The organism is Citrobacter sp. H12-3-2 (assembly GCF_009649895.1).
Taxonomy (GTDB): domain Bacteria; phylum Pseudomonadota; class Gammaproteobacteria; order Enterobacterales; family Enterobacteriaceae; genus Citrobacter; species Citrobacter portucalensis.
In genome coordinates, this window is sequence record NZ_CP045837.1 from 1,742,831 (window position 1) to 1,765,941 (window position 23,111).

Here is a 23,111-nt window from a genome sequence, read left to right on the forward strand (position 1 = left end):
ATAATTCATGCCTTTTTCCGAATAAATCACCTCGATGCATCATTATAATTGATCAAATCTATCTCATTAATCTACAATTTCAATTGGTTCAAATAGGGGAGTTAACTGATAATACTCAGTGCAGGCGGCTTGTACGCTGTTTCCCACCCATTACAGGAATAATGAACACAATGAAGAAAAGTTTATTCTTGGGAGTTATTACTCTGGCTTATGGAATGAGTTTGCAGGCTTTGGCTTCTGATACAATCGATGGGAAGTTAACAATCATCGGGCATGTTGTTGAGTCCACCTGCCATATCGATATGACAGGTGGTGAGCCTCAAAATGATTGCCAGGCAGATGCGGCTCGATTGACGGTTGGAAGCGACAAACCAAACTACCGGGGTGTCAATACGCAACGTGTGATGTTACCGGGTGATACGACACGGCAAATAGTGCTCAATACCTACGATTAATGACCTCAGAATGAATCTTGTCAAACGGCAGTTTTACCCAGCGTAATACTGCCGCCTCTTTAATTTTCCCTTCTATTACATTTACTTTCCGTTATTTATTATTATAGTGAATTACTTAAATAAGTATTATCTTATGCTTAAATAATGCTTAGTGAAATTTGCGTTAAATCAAATAAAACATCATTTCACATTGCGTCAAAATTATTCTCGTGACATTTTGATTTCGAAGTTGTTAAAAGGATGTGTTTATTAAAATTAATAAGGAATGACCTATGAAAAGATCCATTATTTCTTTGGCGATGTTACCATTTTTATCTGTCGGTATGGCGCATGCTGCTGAAATTACTGATGAGGGACAGTTAATCATTCAAGCGACAGTAGAAGGGTCATCTTGTCATTTTAATTCCAATGGTGGTGACTCTGCAATTATTGACATGGGTACAATTTCAACTTCTGATGTGTATAAAATTGGTATCGGCGCTGTTAGCAGTACAAAAGTGTGGAATACCGATGCAGATTCAATTGAAATTATTTGTCCGTCTACGGTAGAGTTGAAAAATATTACCTTTTCACCAACTAAATTCTCGGAATATCCGGGATTATTACAGGATGATGGTGGCGATACTACCGGCGTAGGGTTCGCTGTTGATTTTTATAACACCGCCACGAGTTTCGTTAATATCAACGAGAACGACCAGGTTGTGGATGTTAGCGGGTTGAAAGGTGAGTCCATTGGAAATGAAGGTGTCAAGTACACCTTGAAATTTGATGCGCGATGGGCGCGACTGGCTCAGGTTGTTAAAGCTGGCGATGTAAAATCTACGATAAAATTTACTGTTGAAACTGATTAATTCTAAATGGCTATATTGTCGGGATGACTCGACAATATAGCGCTATCAATAAGGTAGTGTATTATGAAACGGATTTTACTTTCAGGCCTGATAGCACTGACGCTCCCGGCACACGCTGATATCGTGATTTATGGCACCCGTGTTATTTATCCGGCTGATCAAAAAGAAATTGTCGTTCAGTTGATGAATGAGAGTACCAGGGCATCACTGGTACAATCCTGGATTGATGATGGCGATACTACATTACCTCCGGAAAAAATAGATGTACCATTTTTGCTGACTCCGCCGGTTATCCGTGTTAAAGGTAATTCAGGTCAGCAAATAAAAATCAAAAAAATCGCCAATAACTTACCAAATGATAAAGAAAGTCTTTTTTATTTTAATGTGCTGGATATACCCCCAAATACAAATAATCAAGATGGGAAGAATACGCTAAAATTTGCCATGCAGAACAGATTAAAAATGCTGTACCGACCTAAGGGTATTGAGTCGGTCACACAAAATAGCATTAAAAAGTTAAGTTTTTCTCGCGGCAATGGCGGGTTAAATTTAAATAATGCTACTGCGAACTGGATTACCATCCCCAAGATTGAAGCGAACAAAGTTCAGTTAAATGGTAAAACTATTTTATTGCCACCATTATCCAGTCAACTTCTCCAACTGAGAAACAATGGCAGCAATCAGTATGTTGTGACTATTATTGATGATCGCGGTAATTATGTTAGCGATACGATCAGAGTTAAATAATATGAGGTGTGGCCATGTTAAGGATAACTCCACTTGCTTCCGCGATATTTTTTCTGTTGTTCTCGGGTCAACTATTTGCTGAAGAAGAAACATTTGATACCCATTTTATGATGGGGGGATTAAAGGGTGAAAAGGTCAGTGACTTTAGATTTGATGGTGAAAAACCGATTTCCGGAACCTATGATCTAGATATTTATCTTAACAACCAATGGCGTGGGAAATATGAATTGAATGTCAAAGATGAACCTGATGACACGTGTTTGACGTGGGATCTCGTTCATCGTCTTGGGATTAAGTCTGAAGGGATTAAAGTCGATAAAGATGCACAATGTGTACCTATAAAAACTGCACTTCAGGGGGGAGGGGCGACTTTTGATGTGAGCCGATTTCGCCTTGATCTCAATGTCCCGCAGGCTTTCGTCAATGAACTTGAATACGGTTACGTCGAGCCTGAAAACTGGGAACGGGGGATTAATGCGCTGTATACGTCCTATTATGTGAGCCAATACTATAGCGATTATAAAGACTCCGGTAACAGTAAAAATACTTTTGCTCGTTTTAATAGCGGATTGAATTTATTAGGTTGGCAACTACATTCTGATGCCAGTTACAATAAGACTGATGATAGTAATGGTGAGTGGAAGAGTAATACTCTCTATTTGGAGCGCGGGATCCCGGAAATTTTGGGCACATTGCGCGCGGGCGATATGTACACATCATCAGATATTTTTGATACCGTGCGGTTTCGCGGGGTACGCTTATATCGTGATATGCAGATGCTCCCGAACTCAAAACAGAATTTTACGCCGTTAGTTCAAGGGATTGCACAAAGTAATGCCCTTGTCACTATTGAACAAAATGGTTTTGTTGTCTATCAAAAAGAGGTACCGCCGGGCCCCTTCTCAATTGCCGATTTGCAGTTAGCAGGCGGTGGGTCGGACCTCGACGTTAGCGTGAAAGAAGCGGATGGTACCGTTACGACCTATCTGGTTCCTTATTCGTCTGTACCCAATATGTTGCAGCCTGGTGTGTCAAAGTATGATTTTGTCGCGGGTCGCAGCCATATTGAAGGTGCCAGCAACCAAAGTGATTTCGTTCAGGCCAGTTATCAGTATGGCTTTAATAATCTATTAACGCTGTATGGCGGCACAATGCTAGGGGATAACTATAATGCCTTTACGCTGGGAACAGGCTGGAATACGCGCATTGGCGCTGTTTCTTTTGACGCCACGCAGTCACATAGTAAACAGGATAATGGTGACGTTTTTGATGGCCAGAGTTACCAGGTTGCGTGGAATAAATATCTTACGCAGACAGGGACGCGATTTGGTTTAGCGGCATACCGATATTCTTCTCGTGACTATCGTACATTTAACGATCACGTATGGGCGAATAATAAAAACAGTTATCATCGTGATGAAAATGATGTCTACGATATTGCTGATTATTATCAGTATGATTTCGGTCGTAAAAACAGTTTTACAGCCAACATCAATCAATCGCTTCCTGAGGGGTGGGGATCCGTATCATTAAGCACATTATGGCGTGACTACTGGGGACGTAGCGGTAGTAATAAAGATTATCAACTGAGCTACACCAATAGTTGGCAACGGATTAGCTATACGCTTTCTGCTAGCCAAACCTACGATGAAGATCATAATGAAGATAAACGTTTCAACATCTTTATCTCCATACCCTTTAACTGGGGAGATGGTATATCCACGCCACGGCGACAGGTATATCTCTCTAACTCGACCACATTTGATGATGATGGTTTTGCATCAAATAATACCGGTATTAGTGGGATCGCAGGCGATCGCGATCAATTTAACTATGGTGTAAACCTGAGCCATCAACGACAAGACAGCGAAACCAGCGCAGGGGCAAATGTGACGTGGCGTGCTCCTGTTGCAACGGTTAACGGTAGTTATAGTCAATCCACAAAATATAAACAAAGCAGTGGCAGTATCTCCGGTGGGATTGTGGCATGGGCTGGCGGTATAAACCTGGCAAACCACCTTTCTGAGACTTTCGCCATCGTAGACGCCCCCGGACTTGAAGGCGCTTATATCAATGGGCAGAAATATCGGGAGACAAACAGTAAAGGTACGGTGGTATATGATGGTATGAGTGCGTACCGTGAGAATATGCTGACACTGGATGTCTCTAATACCAATAGCGAAACAGAATTACAGGGTAACCGTAAAAGTGTTGCTCCATATCGTGGGGCAGTGGTCAAAGCGCAATTTGATACCGACCAGCGTAAACCCTGGTACTTTAAAGCATTGCGCTCGGATGGATCACCATTAACCTTTGGTTATGAGGTCGAAAGCGAACAGGGCGAAAACATTGGTCTGGTTGGGCAAGGCAGTATGTTGTTTATTCGTACTAATGACGTGCCTGCAAAAATCAAAGTTGCCATTGATAAACAACAAGGACGTTACTGCACAATCTCCTTCAATCAGGAAATTGATGCCAGTAAGACATACTCATGCCAGTAAAAGGATAATGATGATGAGATGGATACTGTTAACGGTATTAACATTATGCTCTTTTTGGGCACAGGCTGATAAATGTGATTTTGTTCCTCCACCAAATATTACGGGAGCATATTCTTTCACCCCAGATGCGATGTCCGGTGTACTTGATGGTGGTGTTTTTGCTTCTGGCCAGGATGGCACTGTTGTACTGGACTGTAAGTCACAGGAGAAGGCATGGTTGAAGGCCGCAATGGCCATCTTGCATAGCAGTGAATATGCTTTTAAGGTAGGCAGTAAATATTACATTGTTTCCTTTTCTGTGAGTTATCAAGCAAAGGATATTGTTGCAAATAAAGCAAAGTATACATTGTCAGATTTTTTTGATATGGCGGGTTTAGTTCTGAACTATTCAATTGTTGAGGCCCCAGACCGCGGGGCCGCAACGATCATCGCCCCTGGTGCGACGATCCCTCTCGTTACTGAGTTGAGCCTTGAATACTGTCAGGGAAATGAGAATAACTGTAGTTCAAAAAAATTAAATTATAATTTAAATGTCACGATTATGGTCGATATCACAACCTGCTATTTTGGTAATCAGGAAATTGATCTGGGAAGGATAAATATTAATGATCTTGATAAGAAAAAATTTGAGCTTCACCCGGTAATATTCACCTGTCAGGCCAGTGGGGCTGGGAATCTGAAGTTTACGCCTGATAATCTGTTATTTTATTTTGAACCGATGAGTCCATTGGCGGAGGATTCAATGACCCTGACCAACGATTATGGTACTGCGGCGAATAGCGCAGGGTCGGTAGGATTTCAGTTATCAATGGACGGTTCAACGAGTATTGGTTATGGCAGAAGTAACCTGTATCGATCTGGCGATGTGAAAGCGAATATAGTACCAATCAATATTTACGCCCGCACCAGAACGTATGCAGGGAAAGTCACTGCGGGAGAAACAATGAGTCGGGTAAAGGTCGTTATTGACTATAATTAAAAAGTAAGTAAAGCAAGAAATTTACGCACCCAACTATACTGGGTGCGTTTTTTTACCGATGATAAAAAATCTCGCCGTCGTAGGCTTTAATGATCTTAGCATCGGCATCGTTGACCAGCACATACGCGCCACCCATATAGGTCCAGTGGGTGCCTGCTGTCGGTGCGGGCAGGTTGCGCAGATTCCACTGTTTAATGGTGTATTCTTCGGTGAGATACAGTGGTGGAACCTTGTCACCGGGTTTGAAATGGGTGAAGTCAGCAATAAAGCTGCTCAGTTCATACTTATCGATACCGGTGGGGGCAGCTGTTGCAGCTGGTGCGGCCCAGACGACGCTGCTTGCAAGCAGAAGTGCACCCAGCAACATTTTATTCTTCATACCCATCCTCTCTACCTCTTCGGGTCATCAAAATCAGTCATGTATCATTCCTGGCATACCGGATGTCTGACAAGCACTATTTTGTGATCACTCCAGTCATTTCGTAAAAAGTGTAAATGAAAGTACAGAATTGCAGCAACCTTGACCAGTAGTTTCACTGCGGGAGTGGGGAGTGCGCCAATTTACATCGTTAAGCACAGACAGTATCCTGTTGCTGAAACCAACATATTACATTTGCGTTTCAACGACTCGGGGTGCCCTTCCTGGTGAAGGCTGAGAAATACCCGTACCACCTGATCTGGGGGATGTCATAGCCAGTATTGGCGGCATCCTTCGTCCTAATGCACCCAAAAAAACACCCATCTTTGATTACAACCGGTAAACGCACTTTTTTGCACCAGCTCATTGAAAAGTAGATTGGAAACGTTAGCCTATTGCAACAGATACAGTGATGAGAGCACGTCAGTATGATGAGCTTATAGCTAGAATCCTTTCAGGCTTCTAGGTGCTGTTCTTGAGGTTTTATTAGCGCGTTATCGTGTTGTATTTTTATACAAAGGTGCACAATGTTAAAGGTAATTAAGAAAGGGCAAGGAATTAATAAAACTGAAAAAAGATTAATTGAGCTAGCGAACAATGCTTTCATAGGTCTATGGTCTTACCCTAATGTTTATAGTGACGAAGGATATTCAAAAAATAAATCAGGGAAAGAAGTCTGTGATTTATTGGTGGTATTTGAAAATAATGTAATAATATTCTCTGATAAAGATATTAAGTTCCATGAAGGAATTGATGTTTCTGTCGCATGGAAGAGATGGTTCAAAAGATCTGTGACTGAATCCGCAACTCAATTATATGGTGCGGAAAAGTTTTTGAAAGAAACTAAAGGGCGTCTTTTTTTGGACAAGGAATGTAAACATCCTTTTCCGATAGAAATTGAAAAAAACATGCGTTTTTTTCTTGTTGCAGTAACAAGTAATAGTACAGCGCCAGCATCCAAATATTTTGGACGTATCGCCGAGGGAAGTTCAGGCACGTTTATGAACATTTTCCTTTCTGACGTGAAGGAAACTCTAGAGTTACCTTTCTCTGTGGGTGATATTAATCCAAATAAAACATTCGTTCATGTGCTAGACGAAGTATCCCTACAACTTTTACTTACCGAATTGGATACGATTTCTGACTTTGTTGCTTACTTAAAAGAGAAAGAACGTGTAGTTCGTTCTGGATATCTTGGATTAAGCCCTGGAGAGGATGATACTTTGGGGGCTTACTTGAGTGGGCATGGTGAAATTGTCGATGATAAAATAGTTCCAGATAATACATTTGTTCAAATTGCAGAACATGAATGGGAAGGGTTGAAGAAATCTTCTAAGTATAATTACTATAAGGCATTGAAAAAAGGCAGTGTTTTTTGGGATGAAACTATTCAGCGTTTTTCCGATTCAATTCTTAATGCTACTGTAGGTTTGGGAATGGAAAACGATTTTCTAAGCCATGAGGAAACAGTAAGACAACTAGCATCAGAAAGTAGAAGATCGAGATACTATTTGTCCCATGCTTTTTTGGATAAGTTTAAACAAGTACCAACAAATAGAAGAAGTTCTAGAATTGTTCAGTCAATTGATGAGGAAGGGAAGTTTTATATATTTCTGTTCTTCCCGAAAGATGAGTTTTTGTCATATGAAAAATACAGAAAGGAGCGCTTTTCCTGTATTCAAATGTATGCATTGGCAGCAAAATATAAATATAATGAAATAAAAAAACTAATAATTATTGCAACAGAAAGTAAAGATTCTGATGGACGATCAGAAGATGTCGTCTATTGCAAGTTCGATAAGCCATTAACAAAAGAAGAGCGAGTGTTAGCTAAAATCGCTATGAAGGATTATAATGTGCTTACTGATTTCATTCCTAAGCCAATAGATTCTTTTCAGATATCACCTATAGTTAATAATGAGAAAAAAATAGGAAGAAATGATCCTTGCTATTGTGGGTCTGGTAAAAAATTTAAAAAATGTCATGGGTAGATGCAACCAATAATCTAATCAGATTTTTAGTAGGAAGCCCGCTTAAAGCGGGCTTTCGTCGTTAATGGTTTGCGAATGACTGTTCACGCCGTTAATACGTGGTGCATGTTTCCGCGCCGGTGCCGTCTGTGTGGCATCGCTTCGTGATCTTGCCGTATTTGCCAGTGCATACCGTGTCGCCCGCCGAGTTAATCCGGCAACGTTCTGTTGTTTCAGCGAACGCGGATACCGTGAACACTGCCAGGACTACCGCTAAAAATAAACGTGCCATATTAAAAGCCCTCCGCTTTGCTTATTGCTTCACTACACCACGCATCCCAACGTTGCCAACCGTCGACAACTGCGGCGCTCTGCATATCGATGCGTAACTTCTGGTACGTGGTCGATGTTGTATCGGCGTTCTGCGGCGTATGCGCCAGCATCAGATCGACAGTTTCACGGTCTAACTTACATTCAGTGCGCAGCAATTCAGCCCACGACCGGCGCAGGTCGTGCACGGTGCACGGTACGACTACCGGTTCGCCGTTCTCGTCTTCGTAACTTGCCATCACGTTCAACCGGTTTAATACCAGGTTCGGTGTTGTCGCGCCGACTTCCCATAAGCGCCCGATCTCGTTGGTGGAACGCGCCAGCACCGCACACAGGTTACTAAGGATCGGCACTTCCTGCGGCTTGCCGTTCTTCGTGCGCTTGCCAGGGATGACCCAAATGTCGCCGCGCAGTTCCTGCCGTGCCATCTCCGTGGCTTCACGCTTACGCCGACCTGTCAGCATAATGACCCGCAGCGCGTTACCGGCATCGTTGTCGGGTAGCTGGTTGAACAGTTCGCGGAATTGTCCCGCCGTTAAGGTGGCCTTTCGTGGTTCCGTCTTCGGCGGTAATTGGTTCTTATCGATGCTGGCCTTCAGCGTTTGCGGTACTGCGATCGGCTCGTCTTGTTCGTTGGCTATACCGTGTTTGAAGCCGTAAGCGAACATGCGCGGGATAAAGCGCGCACCACGGCTTAAGGCATTGGCCTGAACTTTGCCATCACGCTCAATCATACCGGCGCGCACGTTATTAACGATTTCCACAATGCGCCGGTAGTTCATTTCGACCGCTACCAGGTTGCCGCATACCGGCGACCAGTGCTTACGCCATAGGCGGGAAAGGTCGACCGCTGCGCCTGGCGTCCCTTCGGCGTCGATCCACTTGTTGAACAGCGTGTCCATTGTCCACCGTGGGCGCTCGTCAGCCGGTTTTACTTCGTTGCGTAGCACTTGTGCCACTAGTTCGCCGTAAAGCTCGCAGGCGGTCGCATAGGCCGTTTTTGAGTTGCCTACGGTATGACGCTTGCCGCCGTGCCTGAAAAACCACGTTAGCACTTCGCTACCGGCTGGCGTGATGCGTTTAAGCAGGTGCAGCCCGCCAGCGGGCGCGATGGTTTTCACTGGCTGCGTGACGGACTTTTTACCTTCAGGGATCCGCAGTCGTGCGACGTCGCGGTCGTTTTTAATCATGGCACTGTACCCCGCAGAGCAGTTGGCATACAGGGAAGGGCGTTTGCTTGTAATGGACGACATCCAGCGCAGGCGGTAAAGTATCGATCAGTTTCACAGATGCTTACCTCATTTGTGAGATTAGAAGACGCCGTTACTGTTGACGCAGTAGCGGCGTTTTTGCGTTTAAGTGGCAACCACTTAATAAACGTGTAATGAGTATATGATGCACATCTACAAAGCATCAATGATGTAGATGCATTGAACAGTCATAATTAAACTGTAAGCACTAAAAAACCCGCTGATGCGGGCTGGATTACTGGCGGGACCGGTCGCGAATTATTGTGGGGCCGGCGTTCCATATCCGCCGATGATCATTGCGTCGCTATCCTCGTGGAATTGCAGCACCACGGCGACACCTGCGCGCACCATATCGGCGATCACGACTGCGCTTGCACCTGCCCGGACAAGCTCGCCGAGTGTGGCGGGACCAGTGTTAAGGCGTGCGGCGATTTGTTCGACGTTCATTTGTGATACCCCGTTTTTTCACCTGACATCGCGAGTAGCGCCGACCGGTGACGCTGGATGGGCTTCGGTACGTTCGGATCGTCCGCTTTCATAACTTTGCCGGTGGATTTACCCGCGTCTACCTTCGAACCTGCGCGGGTCTTTGTGGCGTTGTCGCTTTGCGCACCTGGTTTACCGATGCCCTCTGGTACTGTTCCAGTTTGCGTCGACACAATGTTGATTTGACGGAAGACCAGATCCACGACCAGCGCATCGCCGTTCTCCGCGCTGCGCACGATAGAAACGTCCGCAAGCCCCATGTTTTCGTAGACTTCGTAACGCGTCGTCACGGTTACAGGGATCTTAAGTTCCGACAGCGCCTTCAGTTGGTTGTATGCGTCCTGCGTGCGCTTGCGTCCGTTTAAAAAGCGGTCGGTAAAGTTGACCAGTTCGTCAACCAGGCCGCTGATCGGCGTGTTACTGATAAAGCCGGTTAACGTCAGTTCGCGCGGGTTCGGCTTAATGTTGTCGCTGATGTTGACGCTTTCTTCGACAGGAAATTCAGTAATAGTGTTCGACCAGTGATGCTGTTCGTTGTCCACACAGTCAAACGTCATGGAAGCAAGGTTCGTCCCATCGATACGGAACACGGTGTCGGACGTGTCGTTAAACAGGAAATTAACGGGCGACCACTTACGATCCCCCAGGTATTGCGTTAAGTCAGCCATAAGCGATTGTCACTTTATTGGTGAAAGAAAAAGCCGCCTTAATTGGCGGCTTCGTTGGTGTTTGTTGCAGCGGCTGCGGCGCGCTGCCGTTCTTCTCGCCGTTTCATTGCAAGGCGAATAGTGCGGGCGATCTCTGCGCGGCTGCGGCGGTAAATGTAGCGTCGTGCTGTCATGGTGGTTAGTCTCCGTGTGACTGTTTAAGCGCGGGTTAGGCGTTGCAATGCTTCGGCTAACATCATTTTTTCGACGCCGTCGACGTAGCTGTCTTCCTCTTCGTCGCTGGCGAAGTTACGGCATCCGACCTTCTCAATGAATAAATCATTCATGCGGTCGTCCAGCTTGTCGGCATCCATTGCCAGGGCTTCATGTACGCCGTTAGCCAGCAAAATGATCAGGTGGCGGCGGGCGCGTAGTTCGTTTTCGTTGACCATATTCAGCACCTTAAGCCAGTTTGTTTTTGTCGGCATATGCAGCGACCCATCCGTCTACTTCGTCGGTGCGCACTTCGGGATGGTGCTGCGCTATATAGCCAGCGAAGGCCATCTCGACGTGGGTGACACTTGCGCCGGTGTATTTATGCGGCTGGCCTGCGCTGTTCAGGATGTGGCGTTTCACTTCTACGCTGTTCTTTTGCATCAGTTTGATTCCTTCTGTTTCAGTTCAATGTGACTCAGGCCGATCAGTTCGCCGTATTCATTACGCGGCATACCGGCGCTTACTTTGATGCCTCGCCGTTCTGAAGCGCGGCGAAACTCTTTAATCAGGGCATCGGGTGCGTTGCAAAGGCGGAATTTTTGACCCTCTGCGACTTTATCCGCGAACCAGCGCGCCAGTTGTGCGCAGGCTGGCGAACGTCCAGGAGGCGGCAAGACGGAACAGTCAACGATGCTGCGGATCTCGATCTCCGTTTCGTTGCTGCTGCCTGCGTCCAGTGTTACGACAGTTACGGTTTTTTTGGGTGTAATCATTGGTTGGATTCCGGCGGATTGAGCGACCCTACTCACGCATCGGGGTGCGCTTTCGGGTCAAGGGTGTTTCATGATCAACGTTGACGAGAATCAACAAGGGACAAGTTACGGACAATTTAAGGACAAGTAAAGACAAAAAATCGATCAATATCAATAACTTAAATCCCGTAACATGGTAAGCGGTCGCCGCTTGAAGCGACGTGTGACGCGGCGGCGTTGACTTCGTGTGGTAAAACACTGCGGCGTAATTCTTTCGAAATAATATCGATCAGGAACGGCAGGGCATCCGCCATTGGTTCGCGTTCGCCGTCGTGATAAACCACCGTCAGGCGTTTTCCGGTGCCTTCAGCGGTTATGATCGTGCGTAGGACGTCCGCCACGGTGCGATCGGCGGTGTCGGTGCGTGGTTGTACAGGTAAACCGCGTAAAGGCGCTACGGCGTGTTTGTTGCCGCCTGCGCCGGATTCGCTACGCCCTTTCACGATCTGCCGTTTTCCGGTTGTCTTGCGGCCTTCTACCGCTTCCCACGTTGCATCGGCCTGTACGCCCGCCTGACGGTACGCGGCAGGATCCGCCGGTGTTTCATCCATGTCAGCCATTGAAGCCCGTACGCGGGCGCGCAGGGCGTCTAATTGCCGATGACGCGCCGCAGCCGCTGCGCGTTCTTCGCGTTCCTGCCTGGTTAGTCCGTTGTGCGTTTTGATTGAGTGCGGTTGGTTGGTGTTAATGATCATGCGCCGGTGTCCTCCTTGTGCTGGCGGACGACCATTTCGCCGAATGACCAGGATGGCGCGTCGAACTCTTCCGCGTCAGCTTTCTGGAGCTGCATAAATTCACGCTTCAGGTCGTGATCTGCATATCCGGCGATCATGACTTCCCACGGCAGGAAGAACGCTTCCCAATCGCGGCCTAACACGTCGACCGGATCGCCGATATAGATTTTAAATTCGCGCAACGCTTCGACGAACTGCGGATGCGTGTTCCATGTTGGCTTACCGCTGGCAAGATCCCGCTCCGCGTTCGCCGCTGCCAGGCGTTGACGGACTTTCTTAAGGCGTGCTGCTGTCGTTCCTGTTCTCATTTGCTTAACGCCTCCAGCGCGCGTCGTTCCGCTTCGGCGGCGCGAATATCGGAAAGGCGCTGCACGCAATCAAGCGCGAATTTAATGCTGTCCGGGTTAGCGCCGGTGAATAACTGCTCGACAAGGCGTTCCGTCAGACCGTCCAGATCGCTTAAGTCGACCGCGTCCATGTTGATTGGATCGATCGACGGCTTCGGCATATGCGACAGCAATGCTTTAAACACGGTTTCCGCCTTCGCGCTGGATGCCCGCTTGCCGATATCTTTAAGCAGGCCGGAAGCGTCCAGCGGCGCATCGGGGTGTTCTGCGTTGTGGTCGGCGACCCATAGCCGGATCATGCGGTCGAAGTTCATGCGACCCGCCGGTCTGCCCGCCGGATTACCCGACTGGCCTTTCTGGAATTGAGTTTTAGCCCGACCTTTAGCGGTTGACTGTTTAACAGGTTGTTTCGGCGCGCGTGGCATCGTTGTGAGTCCTTTTTTGCAGTGGTTTACGCCGTCAAGCGTACGATGGCCATCGCGGATGCCTGAAATTTGTATTTGACCTGTTAATGACCTGTTCGACCTGTTCGAAAAAGCGGAACAGGTGATTCCGGTTTTTACGGTGCCGAAGTGATGTATAGGGGAAAGTGGTTGTCACTATTTGTGGTTGTCGCTTATGTTTAAAACTACTGAATTAAATCACAGTGGTTTAGCGGTTCATACCATCTGAACCGCAAACACTAACGCGCTACGCTTGTTCAACCCTTCAGACGAGTAATAACGAGTTTTACACGTCCTCAGTGTTTTTGTGGTTCACTTTGTGATTCACACGTTTTATAGGTATGAGTCACAAAGTTACGAAGCCAGTAATAGCGCGGCTCGTAACGGTTCACACCGTATGGGTCGCAAATGTGCTTACAACGTCGATCGACATCCCAATCACCAATAAAAAAACCACCCCTTAAGGTGGTTTTATTAGTTGGTGTACTGCTTGTTGTGTTTGTAGCGGTTCAGACGTGTTTTACTATACGTGTGAACCGCAAAATGGGTCGCAAAACTACAATGGCCCGTATCTGTTAGGTTTTCGGCCTTCCGCTTTCTCAACGCACGCTATCGAACCGTCTTTTAGCAAGGTTTCAATATAGCGTTGTGCTGAACTTTTAGAGATCCCGAATGCCTCGCGAACATCAGCAACGCAGACCGGCGACGGCGCATTTAAAACAAACTCTTTCGCGGCTGCTATGTCGTCGCGTCTCTGTTCCTGCTTTACGGCGTTTGCGGACAATGCGCCCTGTTTCACCTCGAATGCTTCGAACAATCCAGGAAAGAATGTTCTGGCGTGCGTACGCGGACCAGTCGCGAACGTGGCGCGCTTCTGATCGTTGATAGCGGTGTTTTTTGCTCCTGACGGTATCGAGTCGGCAAACCATTTTTCATGACGTCTGACAGCTTCGTCGGCATCATCGTCGTCCATGATTTTTACTTCGACCATCTGAATGCCGTAGGGTGTACCCTTCGGCATACCATTTCCGCGTCGTTTTGTGGCGATCAGATTCAACTGATCAGGTTTCGACTTGTCCGGAACGGTCAGACAGAAAGCGGACGTGATCCCGGCTTCCAGTGCACCTCCGCCTGCCATTGCTTCGCCGTTGGCTTTCGTCGTGTGATGCAGGCTGAACGCCGCACCGTTCATGCGGTGTGCGATACGCTGAAGGGCGTTAGCGATAACGGTCATATTGTCGTTGTCGTTCTCTTTCAGCGGCTGACCCGCACGGGTGGATAGCTGCGCCGCTTTACGCTGCGTGTCGATGACAATGAAACACGGCTCGCCGTTGGTTATTTTCAACATTGCGTTGCACCAGGTGTCGATTTCGGCGTCGTTGCCCAGGTCGGGCAAAACGTTTGTCTGGTGGATCATCTGATACCAGCCTGGACGCGACGTGTGGTATCTTGCGGACGCCGTAAGCATGTCGTCGATGCTGTTGAACTCAAGGTCGGCGTAAATTACGTGACTGCGCAACGTGCGCATATGCCCGAACAGGCTCATGCCGTTAGCCACACAGAAAGCCATGTGTACAGCTAACGTGGTTTTCCCGACGTTCGGCGCTGCGTAAATGGTGCCGTAGTCGCCGATGTCGACCATCCCTTCAATCAACGGCTGGCCCTGATGACGTGCTGCTTTGATAAAACGCGGGTCGGCTTGCTCCGTTGAACAGTCTTTTTTGGACTGTATAACTTTAAAGCCCCATCGATCTGCGGTGGCTTCTACGTCGATCACGTCTTCGCCGAAAAAGTCGACGATGAAGTCTTCCGGAACAACGAAGGGTTGTAGATTACCGTTGTCATCTCCGCCGCTGTTAACTAAACGGATGTCTACCCCCGGCGTTTCCAGGCGCTTTAAAATCTCTTTCCAGATCTTCCAGGCGTCGAAATCGTTCGTTTTTGTGTGCGGGATAGCGATAAGTGCGCGATCCTCACCTTCTAACCACGCAGCCGACGCTCCCAGCGCGTCCACTCGCGATTTTAACGCTTCCACCGTATCGGGGCGGCCTGTCGCAGTGAAAACCTCGTAAAGAGCGATTGAGGGTGTAGCAGGCGTGGGTAAAAGTTCGTCACCTGCCTGGATAAACTCAGCCACGTACGCCAGCCCGTCGACGCATTGTTCGCTGACGTCGCACGCTCCACGTTTACGCCATAGCCCGAACGTGAACCGGTCGGCGCTGCGTGTGCGGGGTTTTTCGGCGATTTCTGCCGCCGACGTACGGCCTTTACGGGATTCTGTATTCGTAGTAGTCTTATCAATAGCGGTTGTCATTTATTGACCCTCCGCCGACAGGTTATAACTTGTTCTGCAATATGACCGGTCATATAATTAATCTCGTTGATCGCGTGATTGATACCAATTAAAAAAGCTCGTCTGGCAGGACGGGCTTTTTTATTTCCCTTGTGATTCATGCTGCACGGCCTCTTTCCTGTTTTTGGTTCGCCATCTCACTGCGCGCCAGCGCCCAGGCATCGATCGCGACATCCAGCCAATGCGGGCGTGATGGAGTGAGTTGAACAGGTTTAGGGAATGTCGGATCAGTCTTGATAATGTAATCGACGTTGGTTCTACCTACCCCGATACGATGTGCGACTTCAGTTTTATTTAAAAACACGTTAGTTACCTCTATGAGCATATTTACGTGTTTTTAGTATGGGCATCGCATTTCACTAAGGCAATAACTTTTTCATTTAAATCAATATGTTACGGGATGCCTATTATCTCTTTTTCTAACCAATTCTGGTACTTAGCGATCGCATCAGTAACCATTTTTTGTAGTGTTTCAGGTTGATATGTGGTCGCGATAGCGCTCGCTTGGCTCTTTGCACCTTTGACGTGGTTTAAAATTAAATCCGCCTCAATAAACGTTAACCCGCTCCCTGGTTCGTTCAGTTCATCGCTAGCCGACAATTGCGAAGCAGTGCGACGCAAATCATGTACCGTCATTTCGGCGTTACCGCAGGCCGCGCGCATTTCCGGCAAGCGGTGATTAATCGCCGACGAACTGATTCCGAAAATAAAACCACCGTCAACGCATCTGCGTGCCGCTTCGAATATCTCTTCCATTGCTGGACTGATCGGCACGTTGAGCGGAAAACCTGTTTTAGTACGTGAACCAGGGATCCGCCATAAGCCCGCATCCTCGTCGACTTCCTCCCATCGCCCACCGACAACTTCACCTTTACGCAATGGTGCACAGATAAGCATACGTGCAGCCAGATGCGCAGGTCTGGTTTCGTCTTCGCACAAATACCGCCATAACGCGCGAAGCTGGTCTTTTTCCAGATAGTTCGTGCGCGGCTGTCGCGACCGTTCAAGCTCGGTGTTATTTTTGCCTAACAGTTTTTGCAGCGTCATAAGCGTTTCAAACGCTTCTATATCGAACTGGCTTTCCAGGTAGTGACGCAGTGCTAACAGAATGTCGCGCAGTTTTTTAGCGCTGTTTACGCTGTGCTTTTCGGCGACGGTACGGATAAGACTGTGAGCACTGGCGCGCGTGAAGTTTTCGATCGTGGTTTCGCCGTAAGCCGACAAGCGGTTACAATACTTTTGCCAGGTACAAACGTATGTTTTAACCGTTGAGTCAGCAGGCGCAAAAGCAGGATTATTAATATAAGCGCGGAACAGGGCGTTAAGGTCGTGCGGAACAGTGATCGCTTCTGTCCTTGCGTCAATACCGCGCGTCATGTTGGTCATGATTTCCCGATGGCGCTCCTGTGCAGCCGCAAGCGTCCAGGACGTGCGCGGGCCAATTGATATGTCCTTACCATCTCGGCGGGTGATATAGCTGCCAGTGACGCCGCCGGAAGAAGTACGACGTAAAACCAGCGAAAGACCCGTCAACGCGCCGTTTAGTACAGAGATCCGCATTACATTTTTATCGGCGGGTAGTGTTAGTGCGTCAACCTGGGATTGTTTAGTGATTTTCTTTGGTGCTTTCATTTCAATTACCCAATTTTTGAGAATGTACCCATTTAAGCACCCAGATAAATGCACGTAAATATGTTTTTAAAAGTTTATAAGTGCCTGTGTATCCCGTAACAGATGCGGTTTATCACATGGCGTACAACCTGATCTGGATAATGCCAGCGTAGGGAAGTCTGACACTGCTCGTGTCCCTTCTTCGCGCGGGCAGGAGCTGAACCATGCAGCCTGACCTGCACAGCCGCGCGCTCGCGGCTCACACTTTGCACCAATTTAGAATCTTATCCCCGCTCACACACTGTATGACCAATGAGGTCGTGCAAAGCTTTACTGCCAATACATTACTGGCGCTGGGCGCATCGCCTGCGATGGTTATCGAGCCTGAAGAAGCCAGCCGATTCGCCGCCATTGCCAGTGCGTTGCTGGTTAATGTCGGCACCTTAACTCGGGAACGGGCCGCGGCGATGCGTGCCGCAGTTGAGCATGCTCAGAATGCTAAAACCCCGTGGACGCTCGATCCCGTTGCCGTAGGCGCGCTTGAGTTTCGCCGCCGCTTCTGCCTGGAATTATTGTCACTACAGCCTGCTGCTATTCGTGGCAACGCTTCGGAAATACTTGCTCTGGCCGGCATGAACGGTGGGGGACGCGGCGTGGATACAACCGATACGGCTGTCGCTGCGCTTCCGGCAGCGCAGGCGCTGGCTCGTCAGATTGGGACCATTGTCGTGGTGACCGGCGAAGTGGATTACGTCACCGATGGTCAGCGTACCGTTTGCGTGGACGGTGGTGACCCGTTGATGACTCGCGTGGTGGGCACCGGATGTGCTCTTTCAGCGGTTGTTGCGGCCAGTTGCGCTTTAGGTGGTGACCGACTTGATAACGTCGCCTCCGCCTGTAGCTGGATGAAACAGGCCGGGCAAATAGCCACACAACAATCAAACGGACCGGGCAGCTTTGTCCCGGCATTTCTCGACGCCCTCTATAACCTGAACGCCCAGGAGCAAGCATGAAACGGATCAACGCATTAACGATCGCCGGAACCGATCCAAGCGGTGGCGCGGGTATTCAGGCTGATTTAAAAACCTTCTCGGCGCTGGGCGCTTACGGCTGTTCCGTTATCACGGCGTTGGTGGCACAAAATACGCGTGGGGTGCAGTCGGTGTATCGCATTGAACCTGATTTTGTCGCCGCGCAGTTGGACTCTGTGTTCAATGATGTGCGTATTGATACGACTAAAATCGGTATGCTGGCTGAGACGGACATTGTCGAAGCTGTCGCCGAACGTTTACGTCGCCATCGGGTACAAAATGTGGTGCTGGACACGGTGATGTTGGCGAAAAGCGGCGATCCGTTGCTGTCGCCCTCGGCGGTAGAAACGTTGCGTACCCGTTTGTTGCCGCAGGTTTCGATTATCACCCCTAATTTACCCGAAGCTGCTGCACTGCTCGGGGCATCGCATGCGCAAACTGAGCAGGAGATGTTAGAGCAGGGAAGGGCGCTACGGGCGCTGGGCTGCGAGGCAGTGTTGATGAAGGGCGGTCATCTGGATGATGCGCAAAGCCCCGACTGGCTCTTTACGCGCGATGGTGAGCAGCGTTTTACCGCACCAAGGGTGATGACCAAAAACACCCATGGCACCGGTTGTACGCTATCGGCGGCGTTGGCAGCCCTGCGTCCGCGCCATAACAGCTGGGCCGATACCGTACAGGAAGCCAAACTGTGGCTTTCAGCGGCGCTGGCACAGGCCGACACGCTGGAAGTTGGCGAAGGAATCGGTCCGGTGCATCATTTCCACGCGTGGTGGTAATGGGTATACTGGCTGCAGAAACGGCGGCCAGGAAAAAGATAAATGGAACAAGCGCATACCCAGCTTATCGCACAACTGAATGAACGTATTTCAGCGGCGGATAACACGCCGCTGTATATGAAATTTGCGCAGACGGTGAAGAATGCTGTGCGCAGTGGGATCCTGGAGCACGGCAATATCCTGCCCGGCGAGCGCGACCTCAGCCAGTTGACCGGCGTTTCTCGGATTACGGTACGTAAGGCGATGCAGGCCCTGGAAGAAGAAGGTGTAGTAACACGTGCCCGCGGTTACGGAACGCAAATTAACAATATCTTCGAGTATTCGCTTAAAGAAGCGCGCGGTTTTTCTCAGCAGGTGGTGTTGCGCGGTAAAAAACCGGATACGTTGTGGGTTAACAAAAGAATTGTGCCTTGCCCGGAAGAGGTGGCACAGCAGTTGGCTGTTGTCGCAGGGAGTGATGTTTTCCTGCTCAAACGCATTCGTTACGTTGACGAAGACGCAGTCTCTATTGAAGAGTCCTGGGTACCCGCACATCTAATTCATGACGTGGATGCCATCGGTGTTTCGCTGTATGACTATTTTCGTAGCCAGCATATTTTCCCGCAGCGTACGCGCTCACGTGTTAGCGCCAGAATGCCTGACGCAGAGTTCCAGGCGCACATTCAAATGGATAGCAAAGTGCCGGTACTGGTGATCAAGCAGGTAGCGCTTGACCAGCAGCAACGGCCTATTGAATACAGCATCAGTTACTGTCGTAGCGATCTATACGTTTTTGTGTGCGAGGAGTAGCTCCTCGCGTGACGGGGCGCAATCGCCGCCGCGATGCCCAACTACCCAGGACGCCACCGCGTTACCTAACAGCACTGAGTCGGCTAGCGTCCAGCCAGATGCCAGCCCAGCCAGCATGCCGCCAGCGTGGCTGTCACCTGCGCCGATAGTATCAACGACCGCCGTTGCAAATGCCGGTACGCAGCCAGATGTCTGTGCGCTGAAATACCATGCGCCGTCTTTATCGTGACGCACGACCACCGGTGCGGTGAAACGCTGCACCCATTCTGCGCCAAAACCTTCCACATCCTGACTTAATGCAAACCGCTCGGCAGCAATTTCCGCCTCCTGACGATTAAGTGACACCAGCGGACGACAGGCCATAATTCTTGCCAGTAAGGGCTCGGGAATGTCGCCGATGCGCGGGCCAAAATCGATAAACGGTGTCACCTCATCCAGGCCTTCCAGCCACTGCACCAGCAATTCACCGCACGGGGACGCTAGCTGATAACCCGACAGATACACCAGGCTATGACGCGGGATATCCAGCTGTGCCAGCCAGGCGGCATTCCACTGATTCTCAACGCCGCTAAAAGACATAAAGGTACGCTCGCCATCCGGCTCCACCAGCGCCAGACACCAACCGTTATCGCCTTCGGCATTGTCGATCCGGCTGTGCAGTCCCTCTTTTGTCATCCGGTTGCGGATAATGTCGGCCCACACTCCCTGACCCAGTGGTAGAGCATTGCAGGCATCGATACCTAAACGCTTAAGCGTGACGGCGATATTGAGTGCACAGCCGCCAACGTTAACACCTTGCTGCTTGAGCTCTATGTCACAGCCGCGCCAGGGGAGGGCATACGCATCGGCAATGACATCAATCACCGCCGCACCCACCACCGTTACTGGCCGCTGTGTACGTAACTGCGAGAGAAGTTGTTGCAGATGCGTGTTGCTCATAGCGCCTCCCGCTGCTCGCGCAGTCGCATTAACCCGTTGGCGTAGTGGGTAAAGTCCAGCTGATTCACCGCGTCCAACTCCTGCTTCAATGCTGGGTTGATCGCGCTCACGCCGTGTAATGCACCACAAATGGCGGTTGCCATCGCCCCGATGGTGTCGGTATCGCCGCCGAGGTTAGCGCACAAAATGGCGCAGCGGTTAGGATCGGTCTGTGCCAGCTCAACCATAGCGATAGCGCAAGGAACGGACTCAATGGTGCTGGTTCCTGCCCCCACAACCTGATACAACTGCTCGCTGGCGGACTCGATGCCATCGGCGTTACGGACGATTTTCAGCGCCAGTTCAAGGCGTGCACAAAGCGATGCGCTAAAGGTGGTGATTCGTTTTTGCTGCGCATGCAGGGCAATGGCAGGTAGCGCGTCGACAATCTCTGACCATTTTCCTCCGTCGATGGCGCGCGATACCGCCCACGCGACGACAACGGCACCCGCGATAGCCAGATCCGATTTATGCGTTGGGCTGGAGGCCAGTGCCACATCATCGATAAAGGCATCAAGATCGCGGGCGGGCAGCAGGCATCCCAGCGGGGAAACGCGCATTGCCGCGCCATTGGTCACGCCGTTGTTTTCAAGTTCGGCGACCGGTTTACCGTCACGAATAGCTTTCAACGCAATTTTCGAGGTCGGGCCGAGCACGTTTTTATTAAAGGCATCAAACTGCTCGGCCCAGGCCAGAATATTGCGACCAATAACGTCTGGCACAATTTCGCCGTCGCACTCAAGCAGGGCATCTGCCAGACATAGTGCCATGGACGTGTCATCAGTGAACTCCGCCTGGTTAAAATAGCAGGCGGCATTATTTTCCGCAGGGCCGGGCAAAAAACGGTCGATCCAACCGAAGTGTGCTTTTACCCGGGTTCTTGGCCACAGTTCCGACGGCATGCCCATCGCATCCCCTAACGCCTGCCCATAAAGAGCACCGAGAATACGTTCTGCTTTCATTTTACTTCCCCTTGTTTCAACGCTACATCGCGATCGTCCACCTTAATGGCGGTGATTTCTTTGTCTGATTCGCGAAAGAAAATCATAAACATCACGGCAATGACGGCAATCATGACCGCGCCAAATCCCCACATGCCAGCCCAGTTAAAGGTGAGACCATTAACCGGTTCCTGATAAGCAAACATTTTTTCCATCATTACGCCGCCCAGACGGTAACCGAGCAGGCTGCCGAACCCCTGACAGCAGAGGGTGATAAGCCCTTGCGCTGCGGTGCGCATGTGGACCGGCGCTTTTTTATCGACATAGATGTAAGCCGTGACGTAATAGAAGTCGTAACTGACGCCGTGCAGCAGAATGCCGAGAAACAGCAGGGCGTAAGTGAAATATTCTTCCGCACCGCCGTAAACGAAAAATCCGTAGCGGATCGCCGCAGTAATAAGACCAAGCAACAATACCTTTTTAATACCAAAACGTTTGGTGAAAAACGGTAGCGCCAGCATGAAGAAGATTTCTGAGAACTGGCCCAGTGTCATCCAGCCGGTGGCGTTTTTCATACCGACTTCTGTCAGGTAACCGTTGGCAAAGATGTAATAGAACGCCAGTGGCATCGCAAACAGGAAAGAGCAAAAGAAGAAGACGAGGAAGTTCTTATCGCGCAGCAGGATCAGCGCATCCAGACCCAGCATAACTTTGAAATCCATTTTGCCGGTACTTTTTGGCGGCGTATCCGGTAAAAAGAAGGCAAAAACGCCTAACAATGCCGAGCTTCCGGCAGTGATAAGCAGGGGAATATTGGTCGGTGAGATGTCGTTATAGCCAAGCATTTGCGGTAAGAAACCGCAGGCCAAACCGGAGGCAATCCAGCCAATGGTGCCCATCACGCGGATGCGCGGGAAATCACGTTCAACATCCGGTACGTTGGCAAAAGCAATACTGTTGGTCAGCGCAATCGTCGGCATATAGGTCAACGAATAGGCCAGTAACAGAGGGAAGAATCCGCTAAAGGTGGTTTGCTGGGCGGCGAAGTACATCAGAATAGCGCCGACGAACATCAACACCGCCAGCACTTTTTGCGCGGAGAAAAAGCGGTCAGTGATTGAACCGACCAGAATGGGCGACAGGATCGCCGCAATGGCGGTGCAGGCGTAGGACCAGCCGATCTCTCCGGCACTAAAGCCACTTTTACTCAGCCACAGCCACAGCGGTACAAACCAGGCGCCCCAGATAAACCACTCTACAAACATCATGAACGACAGCTTAACTGTAGTTTTCATCTTTAAATCCTTCATGACAGGTAAGGTACGCACTGATAGTACCATTCAATAATACCTTTAAAATACCTTTGAGATTAAACTTTGACCGTCTTAACATTATTTTTTCCTGAATCGAGCCAGCAGAAGTTGCTGAAAAGTGCGCTAAAGA

26 protein-coding genes are annotated in these 23,111 nt (G+C 49.2%); 9 read left to right on the forward strand and 17 right to left on the reverse strand.

Going from position 1 to position 23,111, the window contains the following annotated elements; genetic code table 11:
• Positions 1 to 161: 161 nt before the first annotated feature.
• The 5 genes from GHC22_RS08210 to GHC22_RS08230 all read left to right on the forward strand — a co-directional run bounded on the left by GHC22_RS08210 (position 162) and on the right by GHC22_RS08230 (position 5,533).
• The gene (locus GHC22_RS08210) at positions 162 to 455 is read left to right on the forward strand and encodes a DUF2574 family protein (RefSeq protein ID WP_228553240.1); all 294 of its coding nucleotides are present in this window, start codon (positions 162 to 164) and stop codon (positions 453 to 455) included.
• A 272-nt stretch (positions 456 to 727) separates the two neighbouring features.
• On the forward strand, positions 728 to 1,306 hold the full coding sequence (locus GHC22_RS08215; protein ID WP_153752641.1) for a fimbrial protein: 579 nt from the start codon (positions 728 to 730) through the stop codon (positions 1,304 to 1,306).
• Positions 1,307 to 1,369: 63 nt separating this feature from the next.
• Positions 1,370 to 2,053 carry a fimbria/pilus periplasmic chaperone gene (locus tag GHC22_RS08220; protein WP_048215930.1) on the forward strand — a complete coding sequence of 228 codons (684 nt, stop codon included), beginning with the start codon at positions 1,370 to 1,372 and terminating at the stop codon, positions 2,051 to 2,053.
• Between the two features lie 14 nt (positions 2,054 to 2,067).
• Positions 2,068 to 4,554 (forward strand): fimbrial biogenesis outer membrane usher protein, encoded by a 2,487-nt coding sequence (locus GHC22_RS08225; RefSeq protein WP_153752643.1) that lies wholly within the window; start codon positions 2,068 to 2,070, stop codon positions 4,552 to 4,554.
• Positions 4,526 to 5,533 (forward strand): fimbrial protein, encoded by a 1,008-nt coding sequence (locus GHC22_RS08230; protein ID WP_131820873.1) that lies wholly within the window; start codon positions 4,526 to 4,528, stop codon positions 5,531 to 5,533. The genes GHC22_RS08225 and GHC22_RS08230 overlap by 29 nt, the downstream gene beginning before the upstream one ends.
• A 52-nt stretch (positions 5,534 to 5,585) precedes the next feature.
• Here the strand turns inward: GHC22_RS08230 and GHC22_RS08235 are convergent, their stop codons facing one another.
• The gene (locus GHC22_RS08235; protein WP_003834436.1) at positions 5,586 to 5,918 is read right to left on the reverse strand and encodes an RcnB family protein; all 333 of its coding nucleotides are present in this window, start codon (positions 5,916 to 5,918) and stop codon (positions 5,586 to 5,588) included.
• A 560-nt stretch (positions 5,919 to 6,478) separates the two neighbouring features.
• Between GHC22_RS08235 and GHC22_RS08240 the strand changes: the two genes are divergently transcribed.
• A complete protein-coding gene (locus tag GHC22_RS08240) occupies positions 6,479 to 7,942 on the forward strand; it encodes an SEC-C metal-binding domain-containing protein (protein ID WP_153752646.1) in 1,464 nt (487 codons plus the stop codon).
• 272 nt (positions 7,943 to 8,214) lie between these two features.
• On the opposite strand, the gene GHC22_RS08245 is transcribed toward GHC22_RS08240, so the two are convergent.
• The 13 genes from GHC22_RS08245 to GHC22_RS08300 all read right to left on the reverse strand — a co-directional run bounded on the left by GHC22_RS08245 (position 8,215) and on the right by GHC22_RS08300 (position 17,171).
• Entirely contained in the window at positions 8,215 to 9,441 is a 1,227-nt protein-coding gene (locus tag GHC22_RS08245; protein WP_153752647.1) for a hypothetical protein, read from the reverse strand.
• A gap of 318 nt (positions 9,442 to 9,759) precedes the next feature.
• Entirely contained in the window at positions 9,760 to 9,948 is a 189-nt protein-coding gene (locus GHC22_RS08250) for a hypothetical protein (RefSeq protein WP_104446716.1), read from the reverse strand.
• Positions 9,945 to 10,655: a phage baseplate protein gene (locus GHC22_RS08255; RefSeq protein WP_094762017.1), complete on the reverse strand. Its 711-nt coding sequence runs from the start codon at positions 10,653 to 10,655 to the stop codon at positions 9,945 to 9,947. The genes GHC22_RS08250 and GHC22_RS08255 overlap by 4 nt, the downstream gene beginning before the upstream one ends.
• 38 nt (positions 10,656 to 10,693) lie before the next feature.
• Positions 10,694 to 10,828: a hypothetical protein gene (locus GHC22_RS24800; RefSeq protein ID WP_254922078.1), complete on the reverse strand. Its 135-nt coding sequence runs from the start codon at positions 10,826 to 10,828 to the stop codon at positions 10,694 to 10,696.
• A 24-nt stretch (positions 10,829 to 10,852) separates the two neighbouring features.
• The gene (locus tag GHC22_RS08260; protein WP_141195438.1) at positions 10,853 to 11,122 is read right to left on the reverse strand and encodes a hypothetical protein; all 270 of its coding nucleotides are present in this window, start codon (positions 11,120 to 11,122) and stop codon (positions 10,853 to 10,855) included.
• Complete coding sequence (locus GHC22_RS08265; protein WP_153752649.1) at positions 11,097 to 11,291, reverse strand: hypothetical protein; 195 nt, start codon at positions 11,289 to 11,291, stop codon at positions 11,097 to 11,099. Before GHC22_RS08265 ends, GHC22_RS08260 begins: the two co-directional genes overlap by 26 nt.
• Positions 11,291 to 11,623 (reverse strand): hypothetical protein, encoded by a 333-nt coding sequence (locus GHC22_RS08270; RefSeq protein WP_128361329.1) that lies wholly within the window; start codon positions 11,621 to 11,623, stop codon positions 11,291 to 11,293. Before GHC22_RS08270 ends, GHC22_RS08265 begins: the two co-directional genes overlap by 1 nt.
• 158 nt (positions 11,624 to 11,781) lie before the next feature.
• Complete coding sequence (locus GHC22_RS08275) at positions 11,782 to 12,357, reverse strand: hypothetical protein (protein WP_153752650.1); 576 nt, start codon at positions 12,355 to 12,357, stop codon at positions 11,782 to 11,784.
• Positions 12,354 to 12,704 carry a hypothetical protein gene (locus GHC22_RS08280; protein WP_153752652.1) on the reverse strand — a complete coding sequence of 117 codons (351 nt, stop codon included), beginning with the start codon at positions 12,702 to 12,704 and terminating at the stop codon, positions 12,354 to 12,356. The genes GHC22_RS08275 and GHC22_RS08280 overlap by 4 nt, the downstream gene beginning before the upstream one ends.
• Complete coding sequence (locus GHC22_RS08285; RefSeq protein ID WP_094762023.1) at positions 12,701 to 13,168, reverse strand: DUF5681 domain-containing protein; 468 nt, start codon at positions 13,166 to 13,168, stop codon at positions 12,701 to 12,703. Before GHC22_RS08285 ends, GHC22_RS08280 begins: the two co-directional genes overlap by 4 nt.
• Positions 13,169 to 13,742: 574 nt before the next feature.
• On the reverse strand, positions 13,743 to 15,500 hold the full coding sequence (locus GHC22_RS08290; protein ID WP_153752654.1) for an AAA family ATPase: 1,758 nt from the start codon (positions 15,498 to 15,500) through the stop codon (positions 13,743 to 13,745).
• A 136-nt stretch (positions 15,501 to 15,636) separates the two neighbouring features.
• Positions 15,637 to 15,843 (reverse strand): AlpA family transcriptional regulator, encoded by a 207-nt coding sequence (locus tag GHC22_RS08295; protein WP_176442220.1) that lies wholly within the window; start codon positions 15,841 to 15,843, stop codon positions 15,637 to 15,639.
• Between the two features lie 89 nt (positions 15,844 to 15,932).
• Complete coding sequence (locus GHC22_RS08300; RefSeq protein ID WP_153752656.1) at positions 15,933 to 17,171, reverse strand: tyrosine-type recombinase/integrase; 1,239 nt, start codon at positions 17,169 to 17,171, stop codon at positions 15,933 to 15,935.
• A 203-nt stretch (positions 17,172 to 17,374) separates the two neighbouring features.
• Here GHC22_RS08300 and thiM point away from each other — a divergent pair, with 203 nt between their 5' ends.
• The 3 genes from thiM to GHC22_RS08315 are packed head-to-tail and all read left to right on the forward strand — an operon-like array spanning position 17,375 to position 19,749.
• Entirely contained in the window at positions 17,375 to 18,163 is a 789-nt protein-coding gene (thiM, locus tag GHC22_RS08305; RefSeq protein WP_153752658.1) for a hydroxyethylthiazole kinase, read from the forward strand.
• Positions 18,160 to 18,960 (forward strand): bifunctional hydroxymethylpyrimidine kinase/phosphomethylpyrimidine kinase, encoded by an 801-nt coding sequence (gene thiD, locus GHC22_RS08310; protein ID WP_048224552.1) that lies wholly within the window; start codon positions 18,160 to 18,162, stop codon positions 18,958 to 18,960. Before thiM ends, thiD begins: the two co-directional genes overlap by 4 nt.
• Before the next feature lie 42 nt (positions 18,961 to 19,002).
• On the forward strand, positions 19,003 to 19,749 hold the full coding sequence (locus GHC22_RS08315) for a GntR family transcriptional regulator (RefSeq protein ID WP_008785236.1): 747 nt from the start codon (positions 19,003 to 19,005) through the stop codon (positions 19,747 to 19,749).
• On the opposite strand, the gene GHC22_RS08320 is transcribed toward GHC22_RS08315, so the two are convergent.
• Genes GHC22_RS08320 through GHC22_RS08330 form a run of 3 tightly spaced genes read right to left on the reverse strand, consistent with a single transcriptional unit; the run spans position 19,723 to position 22,963 of the window.
• Complete coding sequence (locus GHC22_RS08320; protein WP_153752660.1) at positions 19,723 to 20,688, reverse strand: PfkB family carbohydrate kinase; 966 nt, start codon at positions 20,686 to 20,688, stop codon at positions 19,723 to 19,725. The two genes, GHC22_RS08315 and GHC22_RS08320, sit on opposite strands and share 27 nt — an antisense overlap.
• Positions 20,685 to 21,689: an ADP-ribosylglycohydrolase family protein gene (locus tag GHC22_RS08325; RefSeq protein ID WP_137377500.1), complete on the reverse strand. Its 1,005-nt coding sequence runs from the start codon at positions 21,687 to 21,689 to the stop codon at positions 20,685 to 20,687. Before GHC22_RS08325 ends, GHC22_RS08320 begins: the two co-directional genes overlap by 4 nt.
• Complete coding sequence (locus GHC22_RS08330; RefSeq protein WP_008785233.1) at positions 21,686 to 22,963, reverse strand: nucleoside permease; 1,278 nt, start codon at positions 22,961 to 22,963, stop codon at positions 21,686 to 21,688. The genes GHC22_RS08325 and GHC22_RS08330 overlap by 4 nt, the downstream gene beginning before the upstream one ends.
• Positions 22,964 to 23,111 lie beyond the last annotated feature (148 nt).